This window comes from Pseudomonas baetica, from assembly GCF_019733355.1.
GTDB classification, from domain to species: Bacteria; Pseudomonadota; Gammaproteobacteria; order Pseudomonadales; family Pseudomonadaceae; genus Aquipseudomonas; species Aquipseudomonas baetica_A.
On sequence record NZ_JAIHLQ010000012.1, the window covers coordinates 148,727 to 173,318 of the forward strand.

Genomic DNA, 24,592 nt, shown 5'->3' on the forward strand with positions numbered 1-24,592 from the left:
TCGCGAAGAAGGCGACGCGGTGCTTCAGACAGAAACACCACGCCACTTGCTGTTTAGCTGTACACCCGGCCAAGGAGCTGCCGATGGCTTTCAAACTGATCGAGCACATCCCGCGTGATCTGATCCTGCGTGAAGCCCATCAGGTCGTAATCCTGGCTGCCGCTTTGCAGATACACCTCGGCGCGGTAGAAACGCTGACGTGCCTCTTCAGACGCCACCGATTCGGTAGGGGTTGCGAGGTAACCGTCCAGACTCACTTCGTAAACGAAAGGGTTGCTCTCTTCCATCTCGATGCGCACGCCCATGCAGCGCTTGGATTTACCCAGCAGCGTTTGCACTTCCAGCCCCTGAGCACGCATTTGCGCAGCAGCGTTTTCCAGCGCAGGGCTGACTTGCTTGTCCATGAAACGCTGCACCACCGACTGGCTCGGTTGCAGGTCCAGCTGAGTCAGACGCTCGCTGAAACCCCGACGACCACGTTCGGCCAGTTGCGCTTGCTCCTCTTCGATCAGCACGTCCTGACGCATTGCCTTGTGCAGGCCGAACATGAAGAACACCAGCACCACCGAGAACGGCAGACCGGCCAGCACCACCATCGTTTGCATGGCTTCGAAGTTACCGGCGAACAGCAGACCGACGGTCACCAGAGTGATCACCACCGACCAGAAGATCCGCAGCCAATGCGGCGCATCTTCATCGACGTTGCCGCCCTTGCAGGACAGGTTGGCCATCATCACCGCACCAGAGTCGGCCGGGGTCAGGAACAGCACGAAACCAACGAAGATCGACACACCGATGACGATTTTCGACGCCGGATAGTGCTCAAGCAATTGATAGATCGCCATCGACGGCTGTTCCAGCGCCGTCTTCCCGAGCTCAACCGCCCCATGGTTCATCACCAGATCCAGCGCCGAGTTGCCGAAGATCGACAGCCAGGCCAGCGTGAAGCCCAGCGGAATCAGGAGCACGCCGGCGACCAGTTCACGCACGGTACGCCCACGGGAGATACGCGCGATGAACATGCCTACAAATGGCGCCCAGGAAATCCACCAGGCCCAGTAGAACAGCGTCCACAGGCCCAACCAGCGGTCAGACTTGGCGCTGTCGCCTTCATAGACGTACAGGTCGAACGTCTTCAGCACCGCGCCGTTGAGGTAGTCGCCGATGTTCTGCACAAAGCCGTTGAGCAAGTGCAACGTCGGGCCGAACAGCAGGACGAAAATCAGCAGACCGCTGAACAGCACGATGTTCAGGTTGGACAGACGACGGATACCGTTTTCCACACCGGACACGGCAGCGATGGTCGCCACGGTGCTCATCACGATGATCACGATCAGCAGGTTAGTGTTGCTGTGTTCCATGCCGAACAGGTTTTCAAGGCCCGAGGACACTTGCAGCGAACCAATCCCCAGGTTCGTCACCAGGCCCAGCAGGGTCACGAACATGCCGAAGCCGTCCACCGCGTGACCGGCCGCGCCTTTGACCCAACGCTCGCCGACCAACGGATACAGCGCCGAACGCAGGGCCAGCGGTTGGTTATGACGGTAGGCAAAGTAAGCCACGGCCAGGCCGACCAATGCATAGATCGCCCAGCCGTGCAGGCCCCAGTGCAGGAACGTCAGTTGCACCGCCTGACGCGCCGCCATGTTGGTGGCGGCCACGCCTTCCAGCGGATTGAAGTAGTGATCCAGCGGCTCGGACGCGCCGAAATACAGCAGCGAAATACCGATACCCGACGAGAACAGCATCCCCGCCCAAGCGCCGTAACTGAAGTCCGGGGTGTCGTCCTTGCTGCCCAGTTTGAGTTTTCCGTAGGAGGAGAACGCCAGGCCCACCACAAACACCAGGTAAGCGGCGATCACCACCATGTAGTACCAGCCGAAGCTGCGCGACAACCACTCCTGAGCCACACCCAACACTCTGCCGGCCTCTTGCGGGGCGATGATCAGAATGGCGGTCAACAACAGAATCAACGCGGTAGAGGTGTAGAACACCCAACCGTTGACCGTCACCTTCTCGGGCGGGGTCTTTATAAGCGAGGCAGAACTCATGGCACAAATGCTCCAGGCAGTGCGAGAGAAGAACACAAGGCAACACGGCACCCGACCAATCGGTTAGTTGCCAGCCGACCGGCGGGTGATATAAAGACACCCCGAAAAAAGCCCGAACCTGCCGAAATGGCGTTGCGAATCGCTTTCGTGGCCGAAAGTCCGGACGTTCATCCGAAACCTGGCCCTGAGCGTCTTGCCCTTTCAACACGTCCATCGAACCGCGAACCGCGCCATGCCCCGCGCAGGTTTCGAGCTTTTTGGGGTGTCAGTTTTATCGCCACTTACATGTAGGAAAAATCTGTAGGCAGCGACGATTTGTCGCAGATCTTATTCTTTGTTGATTGAACGTTCAATCAAAACAAAATAGACTGGCCCTCAATCCGATAGGCGTTATTCGCCCGTCGGAAGGCCTAAGGAGATGTGCAAGATGCCCAAGGTCGGTATGCAACCCATCCGCCGCCAACAACTGATCGAAGCCACATTGCAGGCGGTCGATCAGGTCGGAATGGGGGACGCCAGCATTGCGCTGATCGCCCGTTTGGCCGGTGTCTCGAATGGCATCATCAGTCATTACTTTCAGGACAAGAACGGCCTGATTGCCGCCACGATGCGGTATCTGATGAACGTCCTCAGCGAGAACGTCACCGCACGCCGTCAGGCGTTGACAGACAGCAGCCCTCGGGCGCATCTGCAGGTGATCATCGAAGGCAACTTCGACGCCAGCCAGGTCAATGGCCCGGCAATGAAAACCTGGCTGGCCTTTTGGGCCACCAGCATGCATCAGCCGTCTTTGCACAGGTTGCAGCGGATCAACGATCACCGTCTGTATTCCAACCTGTGCTGCGAGTTTCGCCGTGTGTTGCCGCTCGAAGAAGCGCGCAGTGCCGCGCGAGGACTGGCAGCGTTGATTGACGGTTTGTGGTTGCGCGGCGCGCTGTCAGGAGACGCTTTCGACACGGCGCAGGCGCAACAGATCGCTTACGAATACATGGATATCCAATTGGCCAAGCAGGTGAGTTAGAGCACACATAAAACGCTCGACCCCTGAACTGTCACCGACCAGTGATGCCACAGCTACATGGCTCACCCGGTGACCAACGCCAACCACCAATGCACTTGCGAGGACACTATGGCCCGTTTCGAACTGCAAAAACTCTACATCGATGGCGCGTATTCCGACGCCGGCAGCGATGCCACCTTCGAAGCCATCAACCCGGCTAACGGCGAAGTTCTCGCACAAGTGCAACGTGCGACCAAGGAAGACGTCGAGCGCGCTGTGGTCAGCGCCGAAAAGGGCCAGAAAATCTGGGCCGCGATGACCGCCATGGAGCGTTCGCGCATCCTGCGTCGTGCCGTCGACATCCTGCGTGAGCGCAACGATGAGCTGGCCGCACTGGAAACCCTGGACACTGGTAAAGCTTTCTCCGAAACCAAGTACGTCGACATCGTCACCGGCGCCGACGTGCTGGAATACTACGCAGGCTTGGTACCCGCCATCGAAGGCGAGCAGATCCCGCTGCGTGACACTTCTTTCGTCTACACCCGTCGCGAGCCGCTGGGCGTTGTGGCCGGTATCGGCGCGTGGAACTACCCGATCCAGATCGCGCTGTGGAAATCCGCTCCAGCCCTGGCGGCCGGTAACGCGATGATCTTCAAGCCAAGCGAAGTGACCTCGCTGACCACCCTGAAACTGGCCGAGATCTACACCGAAGCCGGCGTGCCGAATGGCGTGTTCAACGTTCTGACCGGCAGCGGCCGCGAAGTCGGCACCTGGCTGACCGAGCACCCGCGCATCGAGAAAATCTCGTTCACTGGCGGCACCGACACTGGCAAAAAAGTAATGGCCAGCGCTTCGGCATCCTCGCTCAAAGACGTGACCATGGAACTGGGCGGCAAATCCCCGCTGATCATCTTCGACGACGCCGATCTGGATCGCGCTGCCGACACCGCGATGATGGCCAACTTCTACAGCTCCGGTCAGGTCTGCACCAACGGCACTCGCGTGTTCGTACCGAGCCACCTCAAAGCCGCTTTCGAAGCCAAGATCCTTGAGCGCGTTGCGCGCATCCGCATCGGCAACCCGGAAGACGAAAACACCAACTTCGGCCCGCTGGTCAGCTTCCCGCACATGGAAAGCGTGCTCAGCTACATCGCCAAGGGCAAAGAAGAAGGTGCCCGCGTCCTGTGCGGCGGCGAGCGTCTGACCGACGGCGAATTCGCCAAAGGCGCGTTTGTTGCCCCAACCGTGTTCACCGACTGCACCGACGACATGACCATCGTGCGTGAAGAAATCTTTGGCCCGGTCATGGCGATCCTCTCCTACGAAACCGAAGAAGAAGTGATCCGCCGCGCCAACGACACCGACTTCGGCCTGGCTGCCGGTGTCGTCACCAAAGACCTGAACCGCGCTCACCGCGTGATTCATCAACTGGAAGCCGGTATTTGCTGGATCAACGCCTGGGGCGAGTCCGACGCAAAAATGCCGGTGGGCGGTTACAAGCAGTCGGGCGTGGGCCGTGAGAATGGCATCAGCTCGCTGAACAACTTCACTCGTATCAAATCGGTACAGGTCGAGCTGGGCGATTACGTCTCGGTGTTCTAAGACCGAGTCTTGTATTGCTCGCGAAGCCGCCTTCGCGAGCAAGCCCGCTCCCACCGGAGCCCACATTCCAAGGAGGGAGCGGGCTTGCTCGCAAATCGAGTGCGAAGCGCTCGTCAGGCCTGACCTGACCACATCTAAAGAGGGTGCATTCAATGTCCCAAGAATTCGATTACATCATCATCGGTGCCGGCTCGGCCGGTAACACCCTGGCGACCCGTCTGACTGAAGACGAAGGCGTCACCGTTCTGCTGCTTGAAGCGGGCGGCCCGGACTACCGTTTAGACTTCCGTACGCAAATGCCTGCCGCTCTGGCATTCCCGCTGCAAGGCCGTCGCTACAACTGGGCGTACGAAACCGATCCAGAGCCACACATGGACGGTCGCCGGATGGAATGCGGTCGCGGCAAAGGCCTCGGCGGTTCTTCGCTGATCAACGGCATGTGCTACATCCGTGGCAACGCGATGGACTACGATGGCTGGTCGAAACTGCCAGGTCTTGAGGACTGGTCGTACCTGGATTGCCTGCCCTATTTCAGAAAAGCAGAAACCAGGGATATCGGCCCGAACGACTACCACGGTGGCGAAGGCCCGGTCAGCGTGACCACGCCGAAGGCGGGCAACAACCCACTGTTCCACGCCATGGTTGAAGCGGGCGTGCAGGCCGGTTACCCGCGTACCGAAGACTTGAACGGTTACCAGCAGGAAGGTTTCGGCCCGATGGACCGCACCGTGACGCCGAACGGCCGTCGTGCTTCCACCGCCCGAGGCTACCTCGACACCGCTAAACAGCGTTCGACCCTGACCATCGTCACCCACGCCCTGACCGACAAGATTCTGTTCGATGGCAAGCGTGCCGTTGGCGTACGTTACCTGGTGGGCGACGCTGAAGAGCGTGTTGAAGCCAAAGCGCGCAAAGAAGTGCTGCTGTGCTCCGGCGCCATTGCTTCGCCACAGATTCTGCAACGTTCCGGCGTAGGCCCGGCGAAACTGCTGGAAAGCCTCGACATCCCGGTCGTACACGATCTGCCGGGCGTGGGCGAGAACCTGCAGGATCACCTGGAGCTGTACCTGCAATACGCATGCACCCAACCGGTTTCGCTGTACCCGTCACTGCTCTGGTACAACCAGCCAGCCATCGGTGCCGAGTGGCTGTTCAACGGCACCGGCATCGGCGCCAGCAACCAGTTCGAGGCCGGCGGTTTCATCCGTTCGCGTCCGGAATTCGAATGGCCAAACATTCAGTACCACTTCCTGCCGGTCGCCATTAACTACAACGGCAGCAACGGTGTGAAAGAGCACGGTTTCCAGGCGCACATGGGTTCCATGCGTTCGCCAAGCCGTGGTCGCGTTCAGGCCAAGTCGAAAGACCCGCGCCAGCACCCGAGCATCCTGTTCAACTACATGGCCACCGAGCAGGACTGGCAGGAATTCCGTGACGGCATCCGCCTGACCCGCGAAATCATGCAGCAACCGGCACTGGACCAATACCGTGGCCGCGAAATCAGCCCGGGCATCGACGTGCAAACCGATGAGCAGTTGGACAAGTTCATCCGCGAGCACGCTGAAACCGCGTTCCACCCGTCCTGCTCGTGCAAGATGGGCACCGACGAAATGGCTGTGGTCGATGGCGAAGGTCGCGTGCACGGCATGCAGAGCCTGCGTGTGGTCGATGCTTCGATCATGCCGATCATCACCACCGGTAACCTGAACGCGCCGACGATCATGATGGCCGAGAAAATCGCCGACAAGATCCGTGGTCGCAAGCCATTGCCGCGTAGCACCGCCGCCTACTATGTAGCGGGCGATGCGCCGGTTAAGGGCAAGCCGATGCGTGATATCACGCCTGTTGCTCAGTAAGACATAACACCGCGTCACGGCTAATCGCTGGCAAGCCAGCTCCCACAGGGTTTTGCGTCGTTCACACCTATCGTGTTCAGCAAAAAACCTGTGGGAGCCTGGCTTGCCAGCGATGGGGCCCTCACATTCCACGCAAACCCCTCTACTTCAAGTAATTCCTCCTACACCCCCTCTTCACTTGATCCTACCCCCACGCAGGCCTACTCTAGACCTCGCGCAACCGTTTCACCCCCTGCCCCACCGTCGCTGCACCGCAACTCCATAACAAGGAGGTTCCCGAATGTTCGATTTCCACCCCCAGCTCAAGCAGCGCTTCGCTGCCTTGCGCACGGGCGCTGATTTTTTTTCCCTGCGGTATGTTCGCGAATCCGGCCAGCACCTGTCGGTGCGCAAGAACGTTGCCGAACCGCCGAGCCTGAGCCGCGACGAAGGGGCAATGCTCACTGTGCGCGTCAATGGCGTCGAAGCGTATGCGGCGACCAACGACCTGTCGCAACAAGGCCTGCAAGCCGCCCTTGAACGCGCCGAACAGCAAGCCCGGCGGCTCAAGCCCCACGCCTTGCTCGACCTGCGCGATCAACCGGTGTCCAGCGACCGCGCTGATTATTTTTCACCCAATCTCGAACAACCCTTCCCGTCCCTGAGCGACTGCTTTGAGCTGCTCAGCGCGGAGTCCGCCTCGGTGCCAAAGGATGAGCGCCTGGTGAATTGGGAAGTGAGCATCGGCATCACCCTCGTCGAGCAGATCTACCTGAGCAGCGCCGGCGCCGAACTGCGCCAGGCCCAGCGTTTCGTCTACCCAAGCCTGGACGTCACCGCCTACGACGGTAACGACAGCCAGACTCGCAGCCTCGGTCGCGAGAACTTCGGCCAACAGGGCGGCGCCGACGTGATCAGCCGTTGCGGGCTGGTCGGCGCCGGCCCACAGGTGGCCGATCAGGCGCTGCAACTGCTGCTCGCACCGAACACCCCGCAAGGCCCGCGTGACCTGCTGCTGATGCCCGACCAGATGATGTTGCAGATCCACGAATCCATCGGCCACCCGCTGGAGCTGGATCGCATCCTCGGTGATGAGCGCAATTACGCCGGCACCAGTTTCGTCAAAGCGAGCGACTTCGGCAGCCTGCAATACGGTTCAAAACTGCTCAACGTGACGTTCGATCCGGGCATTCCCGAAGAGCTCGCCAGCTACGGCCATGACGACGACGGCACCCAGGCGAGCAAGCAATTTCTGATTCGCGATGGCCTGTTGCTGCGCCCATTGGGCGGTGCGCTGTCGCAATACCGCGCGGGCCTGGACGGTGTCGCCAACAGCCGCGCCTGCGGCTGGAACCGCGCGCCGATCGACCGTATGGCCAACCTCAACATCGAGCCGGGCGACCAGCCACTTGAGCAAATGATCAAGGGCATCGAGCACGGCATTCTGATGAGCACCAACCGTTCGTGGTCGATTGACGATGCGCGCAACAAATTCCAGTTCGGCTGTGAATGGGGCCAACTGATCGAAAACGGTGAACTCAAAGGCGTGGTGAAAAACCCCAACTACCGGGCGATTTCCGCGCACTTCTGGAAGAGCCTGCGCGCCGTCGGCGACGCCAACACCGTCAAGGTGCTGGGCACGCCGAACTGCGGCAAGGGCGAACCAAACCAGGTCATCCGCGTCGGCCATGCCTCGCCGGCCTGCGTTTTCAGCAACATTGATGTGTTTGGGGGAGACGCCTGATGAGCCTTTCGAAGAATCAGTCCGACGCCTTCAAGGTGATGGTCCATTGGCTGCGTGACAGCGTGCGCGAGCCAGAACAGTTCACCCTCAGCTATGCCGCCGAATCCTCGGCATTCGTGCGGTTCAACCACGCCAAGGTGCGTCAGGCCGGGCAAGTGCAACAGGCCAACATCGGGCTGAAGCTGGTCAATGACGGTCGTCACGCCGACCTGCAAATCACCCTGTCCGGTGATCAGGAAGCCGACCTGCAACGCCTCGCCGAAGGCTTGCAACAACTGCGAGAAACCCTGCCGCTGCTGCCGCAGGATCCGTACTTGCTACTCAACCACAACGGCTGGCAGAGCACGCATGTGCAGGAGCATCCGCTGCCGGACACCGAGCATGTGGTCGAACAAATCTGCGCAGCGGCCGAAGGCCTGGACCTGGTCGGCTTCTACGCCGCCGGTCCCATCAGCCGTGGTTTCGCCAGCTCCTCGGGCGCGTTCGGCTGGCACCAGGCGAACAGTTTCAACTTCGACTTCAGCCTGTTCCACGAGAATGGCGAAGCGGTGAAGGCCAGCTACGCCGGGCATGACTGGAGCCGCGAGGGTTTCGCCAAACGCTTCCAGCAGGCGCGCGAGCAATTGGCGTTTCTCGGCCGTCCGATACGCACCTTGGCGCCGGGGCAGTACCGCGCCTACCTGGCACCGGCCGCGCTAGAAGAAATCATGGGCATGCTGAGCTGGGGCGGGTTCTCCGCGCAGTCGATCGCCAGCAAGAGCAGTCCGCTGCAAAAGCTGTATGTCGGCGATCAGGCGTTCAGTGCGCTGGTGTCACTGGATGAGAAAGTCAGCGACTCGCTGAGCCCGGCGTTTTCCGGCGAAGGTTATCCGCGCAGTGATCTGCGCCTGATTGTCGAGGGCAAGGCGGGTGATCAGTTGGTCGGTTCGCGCAGTGCGGCCGAATACGGTTTGACCGCCAACGGTGCCAGTGGCGGCGAATCGCCGAGTGCGCTGAACATGGCGGCGGGTGATCTGCCGCAAGCGGAAATCCTCAAGCAGTTGGGCACAGGGCTGTACATCAGCAACCTGTGGTACCTGAACTTCTCGGACCAACCGGCGGCGCGCATGACGGGCATGACACGCTTCGCGACCTTCTGGGTCGAGAACGGCGAGATCCAGGCACCGGTCAGCACCATGCGTTTCGACGACAGCGCCTACAACCTGCTGGGTTCGCAACTGGAAGCGTTGACCGCCGAGCGTGAGTTGCTGCTCTCGTCGAGTACGTACAGCCAGCGCAATACCTCGTCGGCGTTGTTGCCGGGGGCGTTGGTGAGCCGACTGACCTTGACCCTGTAAGACAAAGATCCCCAGAACACTGGAGATCTACGGTGGGAGCGGGCTTGCTCGCCAATGCGATGTGTCAGTCGATATTGAGGGTGACTGATACACCGCATTGGCGAGCAAGCCCGTTCCCACAAAAGCTGGTTTCGCATTAATCCAATTCGAAAGAGGTTCCATGCCCAGCCGCCCGCCTCTCGACGCCATCACCACACGCTGGTTGCCGTGGGTCGTCGCTATCGCTTTCTTCATGCAGTCCCTCGACGGGACCATCCTCAACACCGCTTTGCCGGCCATGGCTCGCGACCTGGCCGAAGATCCGTTACGCATGCAAGGCGTGATCATCGCCTACATGCTCACCGTGGCCCTGTTGATCCCGGCTTCAGGCTGGATCGCCGACCGTTTCGGCACCAAGAAAATCTTCTTCGGCGCGATCTTGCTGTTCAGCTTCGGCTCGCTGCTCTGCGCGGTATCGAGCAGCCTGACCATGCTGGTCGGGGCACGGGTCATTCAGGGTTTGGGCGGCGCGTTGATGCTGCCGGTCGGGCGCTTGGTGGTGCTGCGTGCCTACCCGCGCTCCGAGCTGGTGCGGATCATGGGTTTCATCACCATTCCCGGCCTGCTTGGCCCGCTGATCGGCCCCACCATGGGCGGCTGGATGGTGCAATACCTGACGTGGCACTGGATCTTCCTGATCAACCTGCCGGTCGGCGTCATTGGCTGTTACGCCGTATGGAAGTTCATTCCCGACTTGCGCGGTACTGAGCGAACACGTTTCGATGGCCTGGGTTTCCTGTTGTTCGGCGCGGCGATGATCCTGATCACCATCGCCATGGAGGGCCTCGGCGAACTGCACTTGCCGCACCTGCGGGTGATGTTGCTGCTGTTCGGCGGCATGGCTTGCCTCGCTGCTTATTGGTTGCGCGCAGGCCACATCGAAAACCCCTTGTTCTCGCCATCACTGTTCAAGACCCGCACCTTTGCCGTTGGCATTCTCGGCAATCTGTTCGCGCGGTTGGGCAGCGGCGCCCTGCCGTTTCTGGTGCCATTGCTGCTGCAGGTAGCGCTGGGTTATTCGCCCTCGCAAGCGGGGATGAGCATGCTGCCGCTGGCCGCAGCGGCAATGCTTGCCAAGTGGCTGGCGCGACCGCTGATCGAACGCCTCGGTTATCGCATCGTGCTCACCGGCAACACGCTGGCATTGGGGATCATGCTGGCAAGCATGGGCCTGGTCAGCGGGCAGACCCCCTACTGGCTGCTGCTGTGTCAGTTGTCGATTCTCGGGGCGATCAACTCGCTGCAATTCACCGCGATGAACACCGTGACCCTGATCGACCTCGACGACGCCAGCGCCAGCAGTGGCAACAGCTTGCTGTCGGTGGTCGCGCAATTGTCGTTGAGCCTGGGGGTGGCGTGTGCAGGGGCCTTGCTGGGCGGGTTTACCGCCGAGGCCGGAAATGACGGCGTGGACACCGTTCTGGGGGCGTTCCAACTGACCTTCGTGACGGTTGGCGTCATGGCGATGCTTGCCGCTACGATCTTCTCGCAACTCTCGAAGGAAACCGGCCGGCGCGCCAAACACCCGGAAGAACACTTCGAACATTAGTCACTGTTCGTCCAGAACTTTCGAAGAAAATGGCACGGGGCTGCTACACTGCGCGACATTTTGTTTTGCAGGCCAGTCCCGTGACCACCATCGCCACCGCTTTTAATACTCTGCCGCTGTCCGCCGCCATGCTGGCTAACCTCGAATCACTCGGTTATGCCCAGATGACGCCGATCCAGGCGCAGAGCTTGCCGGTGATCCTCAAAGGGATGGACCTGATCGCCCAGGCCAAGACCGGCAGCGGCAAGACCGCAGCTTTCGGCATCGGCCTGCTCAACCCGATCAACCCGCGCTACTTCGGTTGCCAGGCCCTGGTGATCTGCCCGACGCGCGAGTTGGCCGATCAGGTTGCCAAGGAAATCCGTCGTCTGGCCCGTGCCGAAGACAACATCAAGGTGCTGACCCTATGCGGCGGCGTGTCGTTTGGCCCGCAGATCGCTTCGCTGGAGCACGGCGCGCACATCATCGTCGGCACACCGGGGCGCATTCAGCAGCACTTGCGCAAAGGCTCGCTGGTCCTTGACGGCCTGAACACGCTGATCCTCGACGAAGCCGACCGCATGCTCGACATGGGTTTCTACGACGCGATCGAAGACATCATCGTCAAGACCCCGGAGCGTCGTCAGACCCTGCTGTTCTCCGCCACTTACCCGGTGGGCATCAAGCAACTGGCGTCGAAGTTCATGCGTGATCCGCAAACGGTCAAAGCCGAAGCGTTCCACGATGACACGCAGATCGAGCAGCGTTTCTACGAGATTTCCCCAGAAGACCGCATGAGCGTGGTGACCAAAGTCCTGCACCACTTCCGCCCGGCGTCCTGCGTGGCGTTCTGCTTCACCAAGCAGCAAGTGCAGGAAACCGTCGATCACCTGACCGCCAAAGGCATCTCCGCCGTCGGCCTGCACGGTGACCTGGAACAGCGCGATCGCGATCAGGTGCTGGCGATGTTCGCCAACCGCAGCACTTCTGTACTGGTCGCCACCGACGTTGCCGCGCGTGGTCTGGACATCGATGCGCTGGACATGGTGATCAACGTCGAACTGGCCCGTGATTCGGAAATCCACATTCACCGCGTCGGCCGTACCGGTCGCGCTGGCGAGAAAGGCATTGCGATCAGCCTCGTTGCACCGGGTGAAGCGCATCGCGCACAAGCCATCGAACAATTGCAGAAATCCCCGTTGAACTGGGATCAGGTCGACAACCTCAAATCCCAGGGCCTCGCCCCGCTGCAGCCGCCGATGACTACGCTGTGCATCGGCGCTGGCCGTAAAGACAAGGTTCGCCCGGGCGACATCCTTGGCGCACTGACCGGCGACGCCGGTATCCCGGGCGCTCAGGTCGGCAAGATCGCGATCTTCGACTTCCAGGCGTATGTGGCCGTTGAACGTACCGTGGCCATGCAGGCCTTGCAGCGCCTGAACGACGGCAAGATCAAGGGCCGTTCGTTGCGCGTACGTATCCTGTAACTGATCTGCTGCCCGACAGAGATCAAATGTGGGAGCCGTCGCACCGCCGCTCCCACATTGGTCTTCGGTGAATTTTGAATTCTTTGTGAGGACACCGTTTTGCGCTCTACCGAAGTCGTGATCATTGGCGCTGGCGCCGCTGGGTTGATGTGTGCACTGACCGCCGCCGGGCGTGGGCGTCAGGTGTTGCTGCTCGACCATGCGAACAAGGCCGGCAAGAAAATCCTGATGTCGGGCGGTGGCCGCTGCAATTTCACCAACATGTACACCGAACCAAGCAATTTCCTCTCGCAGAACCCGCACTTCTGCAAATCCGCACTGGCGCGTTATACCCAGTGGGATTTCATCGGCATGGTCGGCAAACACGCCGTGCCGTACCACGAAAAAAAACTCGGCCAGTTGTTCTGCGATAACAAGTCCAGCGACATCCTCGGCATGCTGCTGGACGAGTGCGATCAGGTGGGCGTCGAGTTGCACCTCGACACGTCGATCCAGACCATCGAGAAAGTCGAGAGCGGTTACCTGCTCGACACCACACTCGGCCAGATCCAGTGCCAATCGCTGGTGATCGCCACTGGCGGCCTGTCGATCCCGACACTGGGCGCCACCGGTTTCGGTTATCAGGTGGCCAAACAGTTCGGCCATGAACTGCTGCCGACCCGCGCCGGCCTGGTGCCGTTCACCATCACCGATCAGCTCAAGGAACTGTGCACCGAGCTGTCCGGCACGTCGGTGGATTGTCTGGTGAGCTGCAACGATCAGAGCTTTCGCGAGAACATTCTGTTCACTCACCGAGGGCTCAGCGGCCCGGCAATCTTGCAGATCTCGTCGTTCTGGGAATCCGGCGATGTGGTCCAGATCAACCTGCTGCCCGATCACGACGCCGCCGCGTGGCTGCAACAGCAAGTGGCCGAACGCCCGAACAGCGAATTGAAAACCCTGCTGGGTGAAATCTTCACCAAGAAGATGGCCAATTTGCTGGCGGACAACTGGTTCGAGTCCAAACCGATGAAGCAGTACACCCACGCCGAACTGGCGGAAATCGCCGACAGGCTGGGCAGCTGGAAAGTCGTGCCGGCCGGCACCGAAGGTTATCGCACCGCCGAAGTGACCCTCGGCGGCGTGGATACTCGCGAAGTCTCCTCCAAGACCATGGAATCGCTGAAAAGCCCTGGCCTGTATTTCGTCGGTGAAGTGCTCGACGTCACCGGCCATTTGGGCGGCTTCAATTTCCAGTGGGCCTGGGCCTCGGGTTACGCGGCGGCGCAGTACGTCTGATCCCAAAAAAATCAAAACTGTGGGAGCAAGCTTGCTCGCGAATGCGGTGGATCAGTCGACATTGATGTTGAATGGCACACCGCTTTCGGGAGCAAGCCCCCTCCCACAGTTGTTATGTGTAGAGCTCAAAGGAACACTTTTTGCTGTCAGATGTGATCGGCGCCATTGCGTCGACGTCATTACTGGCTCAATTTAGCGGCATCGCCTCGGAAGGCCTTCGCACTTCATGTCCTCGACCTCGTTTCGTCAGTCTTTGCGGCGCCTGTGGGCGCTGGATAAATTCAGCTATAGCGTGCGGGTGTTCATCGCCCTGACCGGCAGCATGGCGCTGTGTTGGTATCAGGATGAAATGGGGCTGCTGATCCCGTTGTTCCTGGGGATCATCGCCAGCGCCCTGGCCGAAACCGACGACAGTTGGCAGGGCCGTCTCAATGCGCTCGCCGTGACGCTGGTGTGTTTCAGTGTCGCCGCGCTGTCGGTTGAATTGCTCTTCCCCTACCCCATCGTCTTTGCCGTTGCCCTGGCACTGGCCAGTTTCGGCCTGACCATGCTCGGTGCGCTCGGCGAGCGTTATGGCGCGATTGCCTCGGCGACCTTGATTCTTTCCGTGTACACAATGATCGGCGTTGACCAGCGCGGCGGCGCTGTCATCGATTTTTGGCACGAGCCCATGCTGCTGGTAGCTGGTGCCGCGTGGTACGGCCTGCTGTCGGTGTTGTGGCAGGCGCTGTTCTCCAATCAGCCCGTGCAGCAAAGCCTGGCGCGACTGTTCCGTGAACTGGGCTTTTACCTGAAGCTCAAATCGTCGCTGTTCGAGCCGATCCGGCAGATGGACGTCGAAGCACGACGGCTGGAGTTGGCCCAGCAAAATGGTCGCGTGGTCGCTGCGCTGAACAGCGCCAAGGAAATCATCCTGCACCGCGTCGGCAACGGTCGCCCTGGCTCGAAAGTCAGCCGTTACCTGAAACTGTACTTCCTCGCCCAGGACATCCACGAACGCGCCAGTTCTTCGCACTATCCGTACAACGCGTTGGCCGATGCGTTTTTCCACAGCGACGTGCTGTTCCGTTGTCAGCGCCTGTTGCGCCAGCAAGGCAAGGCCTGCCGGGCATTGGCCGAATCGATCCAGATGCGTCAGCCCTTCGTCTACGACGCCAGTTTCGCTGAAGCCCTGAGCGACCTCGATGCCTCCCTCGAACACCTGCGCATCCAGAGCAACCCGGCCTGGCGCGGCCTGCTGCGCTCACTGCGCGCACTGGCCGCCAACCTCGGCACCCTCGACCGATTGCTCAGTGATGCGAGCAACCCCGATGCCTTGGCCGATGCCACCGACAGCAGTTTGCTCGACCGCTCGCCGCGCAATCTGAAAGACGTTTGGATTCGCCTGCGCACCCAACTGACACCGACGTCCTTGCTGTTCCGCCATGCCCTGCGCCTGCCGCTGGCGTTGAGTATCGGCTACGGCATGGTGCATTTGATTCACCCATCGCAAGGCTACTGGATCATCCTCACCACGCTGTTCGTCTGCCAGCCGAACTACGGCGCAACACGCCGTAAACTCGGCCAGCGGATCTTCGGCACTGCCATCGGCCTGACCGTAGCGTGGGCGCTATTCGATCTGTTCCCCAGCCCGTTGGTGCAGTCGTGCTTTGCGATTGCTGCCGGCGTGGTGTTCTTTACCAACCGCACCACCCGCTACACCCTGGCCACCGCCGCGATCACCATCATGGTGCTGTTCTGCTTCAATCAGGTCGGCGACGGTTACGGGCTGTTCCTGCCACGGCTGTTCGATACCTTGCTCGGCAGTCTGATCGCGGGGCTGGCCGTTTTCCTGTTCCTGCCGGACTGGCAGGGTCGACGCCTGAACAAAGTGCTGGCCAACACCCTGACCTGCAACAGCATCTACCTGCGCCAGATCATGCAGCAATACGCCGCTGGCAAAACCGACGACCTCGCTTATCGTCTGGCTCGACGCAACGCGCACAACGCCGATGCAGCGCTGTCGACGACGCTGGCGAACATGCTGATGGAGCCGGGGCATTTTCGTAAGGAAGCGGATGTGGGGTTCCGTTTTCTGGTGCTGTCGCACACCCTGCTCAGCTACCTGTCGGGGCTGGGCGCACACCGGGAAACGCAATTACCGGCGGATGTGCGCGAACACTTGATCGGCGGCGCCGGGGTGAAACTGGCGACGAGCATCGATGAAATCGCCCAAGGGCTGGCGAGCAAACAGCCGATTGCGATTCAGAGCGATGAAGAAGAAACGCTGGCCAATGAGCTGGAACAGATGCCCGATGAAATTGATGAGGGGCAGCGGTTGGTGCAGACACAACTGGCGCTGATTTACCGGCAGCTCGGACCGTTGCGTACCTTGGCGGCGCATTTGATCAAAGACACCAATGAGATTGGCGCTGGCTGACAGGACGCCTTCGCGAGCAAGCTCGCTCCCACAGTGAATGTGTGCACGACACAGCACCCATGTGGGAGCGAGCCTGCTCGCGAAGAGGCCATCGCAGCACCACAGAATCTGGGTCAGCCCTCACATCCCATGCTGCCTCAACAACTTGTCATAACTGCCATCGGCCTTCATCGCCGCTATCGCCTTGTCAAACCCCGCGACAATCTGCTCATGCTGCGGGTTTTTCAGGCTCACCAGAATATGTAGGCTGTTCTCGCTCAACGGCTTGGGCAAAAACTCCACGGCATTGCGCACCTTCGGTGATTCACGCGCCAGGTAATAGCGCGCCACATACTCGTCCTCCAGCGTCAACTTGACCCGGTCCGCCGCGAGCATGCGCACGGCCATGGCAAAGTTATGCACAGGGACTCTCTGCAACGCGGTGTCGGCATCGAACGTCGCCGAATAGGCGTAACCGCGCACCACCGCAATCGGATACGTGTGCAGTTGCTGCAAGTTGCTGTATTCGAGCGGCGTGTCTTTGCGCTTGAGGAAGCGGACGCGGTTGAGCAGGTACTCACCGGAGAACTGCCCAAGCCTGGTGCGCTCGTCGTTATACCAGGCGTTGACCAGCACATCGTAGCGACCCTCACCGACACCCATCAGTGCCCGTGCCCACGGCACTTGCTCGTAATCGCTGGCATACCCGGCCCGGGCCAGCGCGGTGCTGACAATGTCTGTGGCCAGACCGCCGTTGACCAAGGTGTCATCGGTAAAGGGTGGCCAGATATCAAACACCAGCCGCAACTTGTCCGCTACGGCGGTTTGAGCCAGTAAGAGCAACCCGATCAAAGCAAAGGCTCGATGCAGTCGCGGCATGCTTGAAAATCCTTAGCGGGCGAGCAGCCCAGCGTGTTTTCAGTCAAAACCCCAAGGCCCCTTACCGGCAAAACCCAGGCCCTAACATTAGCTCATTGGAGCCATTGCACAGCGCTCCTGTGCAGATTACACAAAGATGTCACTGTCGCGAGAAAGGAATAGTGGCATTTTGACCTTTGTCACAGACTCTTACGCCATAAAGACATCTGCGGCCAGTGCGCTTAGTATCGGGCGACACGTTCAAGGAGTCGGACAATGACAATCGAGTGGGTCTGCAAACATCACAACGATCTGGGCAAAGAGCAGTTGTACGCACTGTTGAAGTTGCGATCGGAAGTGTTCGTGGTCGAACAGAAATGTGCATATCCGGATCTCGACGGGCAGGATCTGGAGGGCGACACCTACCATTTGATGGGCTGGGACAAGGGCCAACTGGTCGCCTACCTGCGCCTGCTGGATCCGGAGTCCCAGGGCGGCGACGTGGTCATCGGCCGGGTAGTGACCTCCGCACAGGCGCGTGGTAAAGGGCTGGGCCACGAGATGATGGAACAGGCACTGAAACAGGCCGAACGGCATTGGCCGCAGGTGCCGATCTACCTGTCGGCACAGGCGCATTTGCAGGGGTATTACGGCAAGTACGGGTTTGTCGCAGTGGGTGAGGAATACCTGGAGGATGGCATTGCGCACATCGGGATGCGCCGTTCCTGACGGCCCCTTCGCGAGCAAGCCCGCTCCCACAGTCGGGATACATTCTCCTGTGGGAACGGGCTTGCTCGCGAAGGTGTCAGTTCAATCGATACAAGGCTCAGGGATACTCAAGCACAGCCTTGATCTGGCCCAAATTGCGCTCGATCCACCCGCGATCAATCGCCCCCCACTCACGAACCCTATAGCGCCCGGCATGGTTGCGGGCGCCTTCTTCCTGCTCGAACTCACAGACGATGTCCAGATCCGCCAACGCGGCAATTGTGTCCTGCGCGGTGCGCCGGGGCATCCCGGTGATTTCAGTCAACGCCGGCACGCTGGGCGCCAAGCCGCTATCGATCAGATACGCGACGTAGAGACGTCGGTAAAAACTGCTTTTGGTTTTGCTGACATCCATCCAAACACTCCCAACGTGACAGCTCTTCACTGCATATCCCGCCATGTCAGGTACACCCGCAGATCAAACTCGACCTGGTGATACCCCGGCAGCATGTGCTCGCACAATTTATAGAATGCCTTGTTGTGATCCGATTCCTTGAAATGCGCCAGTTCATGCACGACGATCATTTTCAGAAAGTCCGGCGCCGCCTCTTTGAACAGCGAGGCGATACGAATCTCTTTCTTGGCCTTGAGCTTGCCGCCCTGCACACGCGAAACCGTGGTGTGCAGGCCGAGGGCGCGATGGGTCAGGTCGAGGCGGTTGTCGAACAGCACCTTGTCGATGGCCGGGGCGTTGCGCAGGTATTCCTGCTTCAAGTCCAAGGCGTAGGTGTACAGCGCCTTGTCGCTCTGCACATCGTGGCGCCCCGAATAGCGTTGATCCAGGTATTCACCCAGACGCCCGTCGGCGATCAGTTGGCGCACCTGATCCTGCAGTGGCGCAGGATAGGCCTGGAGATACTTCAACACAGTCATGGACGAGCGACACGGTTCGAAAAAGGTGCGCCAGTGTAGCGAATTCAGCCGGACAACGCGCTCCAGTCAAACGGCTCGGTAAAGCTTGCGGCATCTTCGGCAATCAATGGCCGCGCCACCAAAAAGCCTTGCACGTACTCGCAGCCGTGGGCTTGCAGCCATTGGTATTGCTCGATGGTCTCGACCCCTTCGGCGATCACCAGCAACCCGTATTGCTTGCACAACGTGATCACCGTGCTGACCAGTGAGGCATCGCGTTTGGAGTCCGGCAATCGCGCAATCAGATGGCGATCGAGCTTCAGCGTATCCAGTTCCAGATCGCGCAAATGCGCCAGTGAACACGGCCCGGAGCCGAAGTCATCCAGCGCCACCCGCACCCCCAGATTGCGCAGCAAACGCAACTGCTTGCGCGTTTCCTCGGGGTTTTGCATCAATGCCTCTTCGGTGACTTCGACCTCCAGTTGCCGCGGCTGCAACGCGTGCCGCTCCATGACCTGGCGCAACTCGGTGACCAGATTCGGCAGGCTGAACTGGGTGTTGCTCAAACTCACGCCGAGCACCAGGTCTTCGGCAAACAAGGTTTCCCAGGCTTTGCGCTGACCGGCGCCACAATGATAAATCCAGCTGCCGAGGCGACTGATCAGCCGCGCCTCTTCCAGCAACGGCAGAAACAGCCCCGGCGGCACGTCGCCGACACTCGGGTGCTGCCAACGCAACAGCGCCTCAAAACCACGGATCTGGCCACTGTCGATCGCCACCTGTGGTTGATAGACCAGATTGAAATCGCGGTTTTCGATGGCGGTACGCACGCTTTCTTCCAGCATCAAACGCGAACGCGCCCGACCGTTCATTTCGTGATCGTAGAAACGATATTGCTGACGCCCGGCACGCTTGGCTTCGTACATAGCGATGTCCGAAGCACGCAGTAGTCCGTCGAGGTTCGACCCGCAATCGGGATAAGTGGCGATGCCGATACTGGCGCCGAGGGCGATGTCCAGTCCTTCGATTTGCTGACAGATCGACACCCGTTCGATGAGCTTTTCCGCAATCTTCGCCGCCTGCTCTGGAAACTCAAGATCCAGCAGCGCCGTGAATTCGTCCCCACCCATGCGCGCCAAAATATCGAACGGTCGCAGGCAAGCCTTCAATTGCTCGGACACCCAGCGCAGCACACGGTCGCCGACATCGTGACCGAGTGAGTCGTTGACCCGTTTAAACCCGTCGAGATCCAGATACAGCAATACCCAACTGCTGTCGTTGCGTTCGCCGCGCTGCAGCAGGTTTTCCACGGTCTGGTAAAAACCACGACGATTGAGCAGCCCGGTCAGCGGATCAGTGACGGCTTGAAATTCGAGTTGCTGGTGCAAGTGGCGCACCACCGACATATCCAGCACCGTCACCACCATGGCGTGTTGCTCGGCGGGCAACGCGGCACAAGACAGCGCCACCGGCACCTGCTGGCCCGGCGCCGTGCGTAATAACGCATCGTGCAGTCTCAGCGTTTCACTAAGCTGATAGCGGGTGTAAAACTCGGAATCGGCCCACACCGGAATGTGCGGTTTCTGCAGATAGTCGAGAAACTCCTTACCCTCCAGATCCCTTACCGGCGCATTGAGCAACCGTGAAATCGCCGGATTGGCAAAGCGAATCAAACCATCCTCGCTCAGCACCAAAATGCCCTCGGCGGCGTTATCCAGCACCGAAGCATTGAAGGCCCGGGCGGATTCAAGATCCCGGCTTAAACGTTGCAAGGCTCGACGATTGCGCTGGTGCTCCAGCAATGCCTGCACCTTGGGCTTGAGGATCTGCGGGTCGAACGGCTTGAACAGATAATCCACCGCGCCACTGGCGTAACCCTTGATCACGGCAGCCTGAGACTGTTCGTTGGCGGTGAGGAAGATAATCGGTGTGAGTTGCGTACGCTGGCTGCCGCGCATCAGTCGCGCGACTTCAAAACCGTCCATGCCTGGCATCTGCACGTCCAGCAGCACCAGATCGACGTCATGTTCGAGCAGAAGGTTAAGCGCCTCGAAACCGGAGGCGGCGGTCAACACCTGCCAATCCTGACGCTGCAGCAAAGCCCGCATGCTAATCAGATTTTCAGGGTAGTCATCAACGATCAATAGGACTGAGCTGCCTTCACCTGGCTGTGTTTGCGCGCATTCCATGCTGCTTCTCTTGTCGGGACATCAGATCGGTTTCCGTTAAAAACCGTACACATATAGAGGCTTCACTCTAGTCCCGGATCGGCAAAAGCAGAAGCTGTCATCAGGCCATCAGCTAACCAATGATTGTCTAGCCGACTAACGGTCGTCGCTACAGCCCGCGTAAACCGTGAAAGATGGCATTTCGACAGGATGTTGACGCCAATCATCTGCCAAACGGCCGTTAACAAAAAACGCCTCTACGCTTATAAAGACCGCCCCCAAAAGGCGCGGACTAGAGCTTCTGGCACGCGCGTTCAGGATCAATCGAGTGGAAGAACCGACATGATCGATCTCGCAACCTGGAACCTCAGCGTTCCAGTCGGCAGCCCGCCGTACACCGTCGAAACCTCCAAACTGGTGAAGGGCTTCAAGGATCAGTACTTCCATTCCGACACCGGCACGCTGTTTTTCTGGTCGCCGGTGACCGGATCAAAGACCGAAAACGCCATCTACCCGCGCACCGAACTGCGCGAAACCTACAGCAATGGCACCTTGCGCAACTGGTATTACCCGGACGCCGACAACCTGCTGCGCGCGACCGTCACGGTCAACAAAGTGCCCAGCTCCGGCAAGATCGTCATCGGCCAGATCCACGCTTACCAAAGCCAGAAACCGCTGGTCAAACTCGAATACCAGTACAAGACCAAAACCCAAACCGGCAACCTGGTGATCAAAGTGCGCATGCACCCCGATGAAGACGACAGCCGCGTCATCACCCTCGCCACCGGGATCAAACTGGATAACGAATTCAACTACCTCATCCACTTGAGCCCCGGCGGCGCACTGGGCGTCAGCGCGGCGGGTTATCAGTGGGATTCGAAGATCAGCGCGACCTGGCGCAACAAGCCGTTGTACTTCAAGGCTGGGGTTTATGTGCAGGACAACACCGGGTACACGAGTGAGGGTGGGCAGGTGACGTTCTCCAAACTGGATATTGATCACGATAAATAGGCCATGCCTACCAATCATTAACAGTTTTCCCACCATTAATGCATCAACGACGAAAACCCGCATGGCTGCGGGTTTTCGTTACTCGTTGGTTAATTTTTCTCTGTGGGAAGTGTAATCGGTGCCGGGCCTTTTGAATTTTTGATCTCAGGTTCAATCGGTGTGGATTCCGTCGGGATGGATACAGGGGCAGGGCCTTTCGGTTTAATAGGGGATAAATCTTTCTTGCTCATGACTCAGTACTCCGTTACTTGGTGGAGACTGAAGACTGAGTAAAAATAGTAGTACTGGCAACTGTCAGATCTGACAGTTACTTATACCGATTGGCAATATTTGCCCGTAGCGTCTGCACAACCTCAGATGAACGTCAGCCTGGAAACTGAATTCGAAGAGAAAGGGGCATCAGCGCGGCAGGTTATCAGTGGGATTAACAGATCAGCGCGACGTGGCGCAACAAGCCGCGGTACTTCAAGGCTTGGGTTCATGTGCAGGACAACACCGGGTACACGAGTGAGGGTGGGCAGTTGACGTTCAGTAAACTCGGTATCGATCACGATAAACAGCCCACGCCCCCTCTTTAGGCATTGCTGCAGGCTGCGATCTTTTGACTTTGCTTTTTAAATAAAAGGCAAGATCAAATGATCACAGCTTCAGGCAGCCACCGTGTTCATTCAGCAATAAACAACTGGACAGTAGATTCGTCGCTGATGCCATAGTCAGACAACGTTCGTCCATCTTCGAGTTGTTTACCTTCGAACACGAGTTTTTGCTTAGCAGGAGGAATGTCTGCGTCAGACTGAATTAACACCTTAACATTCCGTATAGGCTCTGATGAAGAAAAATAGAATTTACAATAATCATCCACATTATCCGACTCGCCCTGCTCGCCCGACATTACTAGTACATTTAACATGATGGCATCCGATGAAAAACTGATTATGTTTTTAAACAAGATAGTCCTTCGGTCGTAGTTATCGCGATCACTGATTATGGTTAGCGCTGAATCGTCTTTTGATTCCACCAAGCCTGAAAAAACTCGATGCTCCTGCGCTCCTGAAATCGCATCATTAAAAGTATATCCGACGACAACTTTCATCCCCGCAGTTGCTCTATATTCGTCGTCCATGGTCAATTCCTTTAGAGGCTAATAGAACAGTTAATTTGAGCCTCGATATTCACGGCCAACATTAAAATTGACCACTGTCAAACCTGACAGGTTTTAATATCGATTCTGAATAACGCCCATAACCATTGCACTCGATCGAGCATCAACTCGAGCAACTTCTTTTCTCTTACAACAAAACGCATACTTCTAACGGGCGCCTATCGCCAAACAATATAAACACCTGTCAGATTTCACAGTAGGCGACCAGATCCAGAATCGATAGCGTTGGCAATGCCATCAATTGTTCAAGAAGACGCCCCATGCCTGGCCCACTCGGAATTTTCTGCAACGACAACAACAGCTTTTGCATAGATATTGCCCATGCAGAAAACGACGGCCAGCTCCGAGGTACGCTGGAAGAACGAGGTCACCGATACCCGATTGCCGGGACTTATCGTCAGCGTGACAGCACTTACACCGAGATCGGGTTTATGACAGATATCGCTGGCATAGAGGGCCGCTGGTGGGGAGAGATCGACAGCCTTAGAGGTTATCCGACACTCAGCGTCATCCGGGCTCATGCCTCGCCAGGCGCAGGCCAAGCCTTGACCGGTTATCACTTGAAAGAGAAACCCGTTGCCCAGCCATCTCGCTCCGCCCACGCAACTGTAGAAAAACCGCGTTACGGTGGGTCACTCGTTCACTTGAAACGCTGGATGCTTGGTTGAGCTGTTTGCACGGGGCAAGACGGGCATTTCCACGAGTTGTTTACATTCGTAAGACGTTACATCCGCAGGCCTACAACAGCTTGCGTCGTTGCCTACGGGTACGCCAGAATCCGCCGGCTTGTGCGCCTGGAGGGCCATCGGTAACTTGATTCGCGTCACTGATTTCCAGTGATCGGGTTTAGTAGCCCGTGGTTTCAAGCTTGGTGCACAAGTATCTGTCAGTCAGGGATTGCGATTCCTGCGCTTGATGGTAGCTGTGCGCAGGGCACCTTCGGGTGCGCCGGCTTGCTCGAAACCCCGGTCTACTAACCTGCGTACAGTTGCCTCCACTTTGATTAGTAGCCAGAGAGGGGGCACTCCAATCAGGTTTCGAGCAAATGATCAAATCAACGCCTCATCCGCCGGTCACCGACCCGGCATCCCCCTACGAATCCCCCCACTCAAAAAAATTTCACGACGCCGCCGAACGCGCCCTCGACCACTACCTCAACCCCGCGGCGGCCATCATGGCCAGCACCCAAGAACCCGAGGCCATGTACTTCGCCAACCCGAAGTACAACACCGAATCCCTGCTGGCCAACGCCAGCGAAACCCTGGGGTCAGCCAGCGAAATGCTCAACAACTTCGCCGCGATGCTCGATACCTCACACCGCAAAACCGCGCTAGGGAAACTCTGAAAAAGGTTTCAAAATCTGGTGAAATATCTCCCATCACATGAGCTGAACGGTTGATCCCCCCATGAAGCAGATTTCTTTCGCCGATGCCGAGTACGCAGGTAAACGTAAGCGAACCCGCCGTGAGATTTT

The 24,592-nt window shown here is 58.8% G+C and carries 19 protein-coding genes and 2 pseudogenes; 14 read left to right on the plus strand and 7 right to left on the minus strand.

What is annotated here, in order from left to right; translation table 11 throughout:
* Positions 1-53: 53 nt before the first annotated feature.
* A complete protein-coding gene (locus K5E40_RS13455; RefSeq protein ID WP_311775949.1) occupies positions 54-1,994 on the minus strand; it encodes a BCCT family transporter in 1,941 nt (646 codons plus the stop codon).
* Between the two features lie 484 nt (positions 1,995-2,478).
* Between K5E40_RS13455 and betI the strand changes: the two genes are divergently transcribed.
* The 9 genes from betI (at position 2,479) to yccS (ending at position 16,320) form a co-directional block, all read left to right on the plus strand.
* Positions 2,479-3,072: a transcriptional regulator BetI gene (gene betI, locus K5E40_RS13460; RefSeq protein ID WP_221731186.1), complete on the plus strand. Its 594-nt coding sequence runs from the start codon at positions 2,479-2,481 to the stop codon at positions 3,070-3,072.
* A gap of 108 nt (positions 3,073-3,180) precedes the next feature.
* Positions 3,181-4,653 carry a betaine-aldehyde dehydrogenase gene (gene betB, locus K5E40_RS13465; protein WP_221731187.1) on the plus strand — a complete coding sequence of 491 codons (1,473 nt, stop codon included), beginning with the start codon at positions 3,181-3,183 and terminating at the stop codon, positions 4,651-4,653.
* 152 nt (positions 4,654-4,805) lie between these two features.
* Positions 4,806-6,509 carry a choline dehydrogenase gene (betA, locus tag K5E40_RS13470; protein ID WP_221731188.1) on the plus strand — a complete coding sequence of 568 codons (1,704 nt, stop codon included), beginning with the start codon at positions 4,806-4,808 and terminating at the stop codon, positions 6,507-6,509.
* 280 nt (positions 6,510-6,789) lie between these two features.
* Complete coding sequence (locus K5E40_RS13475; RefSeq protein ID WP_221731189.1) at positions 6,790-8,232, plus strand: TldD/PmbA family protein; 1,443 nt, start codon at positions 6,790-6,792, stop codon at positions 8,230-8,232.
* Positions 8,232-9,569: a TldD/PmbA family protein gene (locus tag K5E40_RS13480; RefSeq protein ID WP_221731190.1), complete on the plus strand. Its 1,338-nt coding sequence runs from the start codon at positions 8,232-8,234 to the stop codon at positions 9,567-9,569. Before K5E40_RS13475 ends, K5E40_RS13480 begins: the two co-directional genes overlap by 1 nt.
* 160 nt (positions 9,570-9,729) lie before the next feature.
* Complete coding sequence (gene mdtD, locus K5E40_RS13485; RefSeq protein ID WP_221731191.1) at positions 9,730-11,157, plus strand: multidrug transporter subunit MdtD; 1,428 nt, start codon at positions 9,730-9,732, stop codon at positions 11,155-11,157.
* A 128-nt stretch (positions 11,158-11,285) separates the two neighbouring features.
* The gene (dbpA, locus tag K5E40_RS13490; protein ID WP_260455775.1) at positions 11,286-12,623 is read left to right on the plus strand and encodes an ATP-dependent RNA helicase DbpA; all 1,338 of its coding nucleotides are present in this window, start codon (positions 11,286-11,288) and stop codon (positions 12,621-12,623) included.
* Between the two features lie 99 nt (positions 12,624-12,722).
* Positions 12,723-13,901, plus strand: a complete 1,179-nt coding sequence (locus K5E40_RS13495; RefSeq protein ID WP_221731193.1) for an NAD(P)/FAD-dependent oxidoreductase — start codon at positions 12,723-12,725, stop codon at positions 13,899-13,901.
* 226 nt (positions 13,902-14,127) lie between these two features.
* The gene (gene yccS, locus K5E40_RS13500; RefSeq protein WP_221731194.1) at positions 14,128-16,320 is read left to right on the plus strand and encodes a YccS family putative transporter; all 2,193 of its coding nucleotides are present in this window, start codon (positions 14,128-14,130) and stop codon (positions 16,318-16,320) included.
* A gap of 120 nt (positions 16,321-16,440) precedes the next feature.
* Here yccS and K5E40_RS13505 read toward each other — a convergent pair whose 3' ends face one another.
* A complete protein-coding gene (locus K5E40_RS13505; protein ID WP_221731195.1) occupies positions 16,441-17,178 on the minus strand; it encodes an ABC transporter substrate-binding protein in 738 nt (245 codons plus the stop codon).
* Between the two features lie 255 nt (positions 17,179-17,433).
* On the opposite strand from K5E40_RS13505, the gene K5E40_RS13510 reads away from it, so the two are divergent.
* Positions 17,434-17,886 carry a GNAT family N-acetyltransferase gene (locus K5E40_RS13510; protein ID WP_221731196.1) on the plus strand — a complete coding sequence of 151 codons (453 nt, stop codon included), beginning with the start codon at positions 17,434-17,436 and terminating at the stop codon, positions 17,884-17,886.
* Between the two features lie 97 nt (positions 17,887-17,983).
* Here K5E40_RS13510 and K5E40_RS13515 read toward each other — a convergent pair whose 3' ends face one another.
* The 3 genes from K5E40_RS13515 to K5E40_RS13525 are packed head-to-tail and all read right to left on the minus strand — an operon-like array spanning position 17,984 to position 20,966.
* Positions 17,984-18,280: a helix-turn-helix domain-containing protein gene (locus K5E40_RS13515; protein WP_221731197.1), complete on the minus strand. Its 297-nt coding sequence runs from the start codon at positions 18,278-18,280 to the stop codon at positions 17,984-17,986.
* Positions 18,281-18,306: 26 nt separating this feature from the next.
* Positions 18,307-18,798, minus strand: a complete 492-nt coding sequence (locus K5E40_RS13520) for a M48 family metallopeptidase (protein ID WP_221731198.1) — start codon at positions 18,796-18,798, stop codon at positions 18,307-18,309.
* A gap of 44 nt (positions 18,799-18,842) precedes the next feature.
* Complete coding sequence (locus K5E40_RS13525; protein WP_221731199.1) at positions 18,843-20,966, minus strand: bifunctional diguanylate cyclase/phosphodiesterase; 2,124 nt, start codon at positions 20,964-20,966, stop codon at positions 18,843-18,845.
* 321 nt (positions 20,967-21,287) lie between these two features.
* On the opposite strand from K5E40_RS13525, the gene K5E40_RS13530 reads away from it, so the two are divergent.
* Positions 21,288-21,956 carry a polysaccharide lyase family 7 protein gene (locus tag K5E40_RS13530; protein ID WP_221731200.1) on the plus strand — a complete coding sequence of 223 codons (669 nt, stop codon included), beginning with the start codon at positions 21,288-21,290 and terminating at the stop codon, positions 21,954-21,956.
* Between the two features lie 89 nt (positions 21,957-22,045).
* Here the strand turns inward: K5E40_RS13530 and K5E40_RS13535 are convergent, their stop codons facing one another.
* On the minus strand, positions 22,046-22,186 hold the full coding sequence (locus K5E40_RS13535; RefSeq protein WP_221731201.1) for a hypothetical protein: 141 nt from the start codon (positions 22,184-22,186) through the stop codon (positions 22,046-22,048).
* Between the two features lie 165 nt (positions 22,187-22,351).
* On the opposite strand from K5E40_RS13535, the pseudogene K5E40_RS13540 reads away from it, so the two are divergent.
* Positions 22,352-22,534 (plus strand): annotated as a pseudogene (locus tag K5E40_RS13540) (polysaccharide lyase family 7 protein); the annotation flags it as partial.
* Positions 22,535-22,620: 86 nt separating this feature from the next.
* On the opposite strand, the gene K5E40_RS13545 reads toward K5E40_RS13540, so the two are convergent.
* Positions 22,621-23,079: a ubiquitin-like protein gene (locus K5E40_RS13545; RefSeq protein ID WP_221731202.1), complete on the minus strand. Its 459-nt coding sequence runs from the start codon at positions 23,077-23,079 to the stop codon at positions 22,621-22,623.
* A 299-nt stretch (positions 23,080-23,378) separates the two neighbouring features.
* On the opposite strand from K5E40_RS13545, the gene K5E40_RS13550 reads away from it, so the two are divergent.
* Positions 23,379-23,786, plus strand: coding sequence for a hypothetical protein (locus tag K5E40_RS13550; protein ID WP_221731203.1), 408 nt, complete (start codon positions 23,379-23,381; stop codon positions 23,784-23,786).
* A 377-nt stretch (positions 23,787-24,163) separates the two neighbouring features.
* Positions 24,164-24,454 (plus strand): annotated as a pseudogene (locus tag K5E40_RS13555) (DUF6124 family protein); the annotation flags it as partial.
* Positions 24,455-24,592 lie beyond the last annotated feature (138 nt).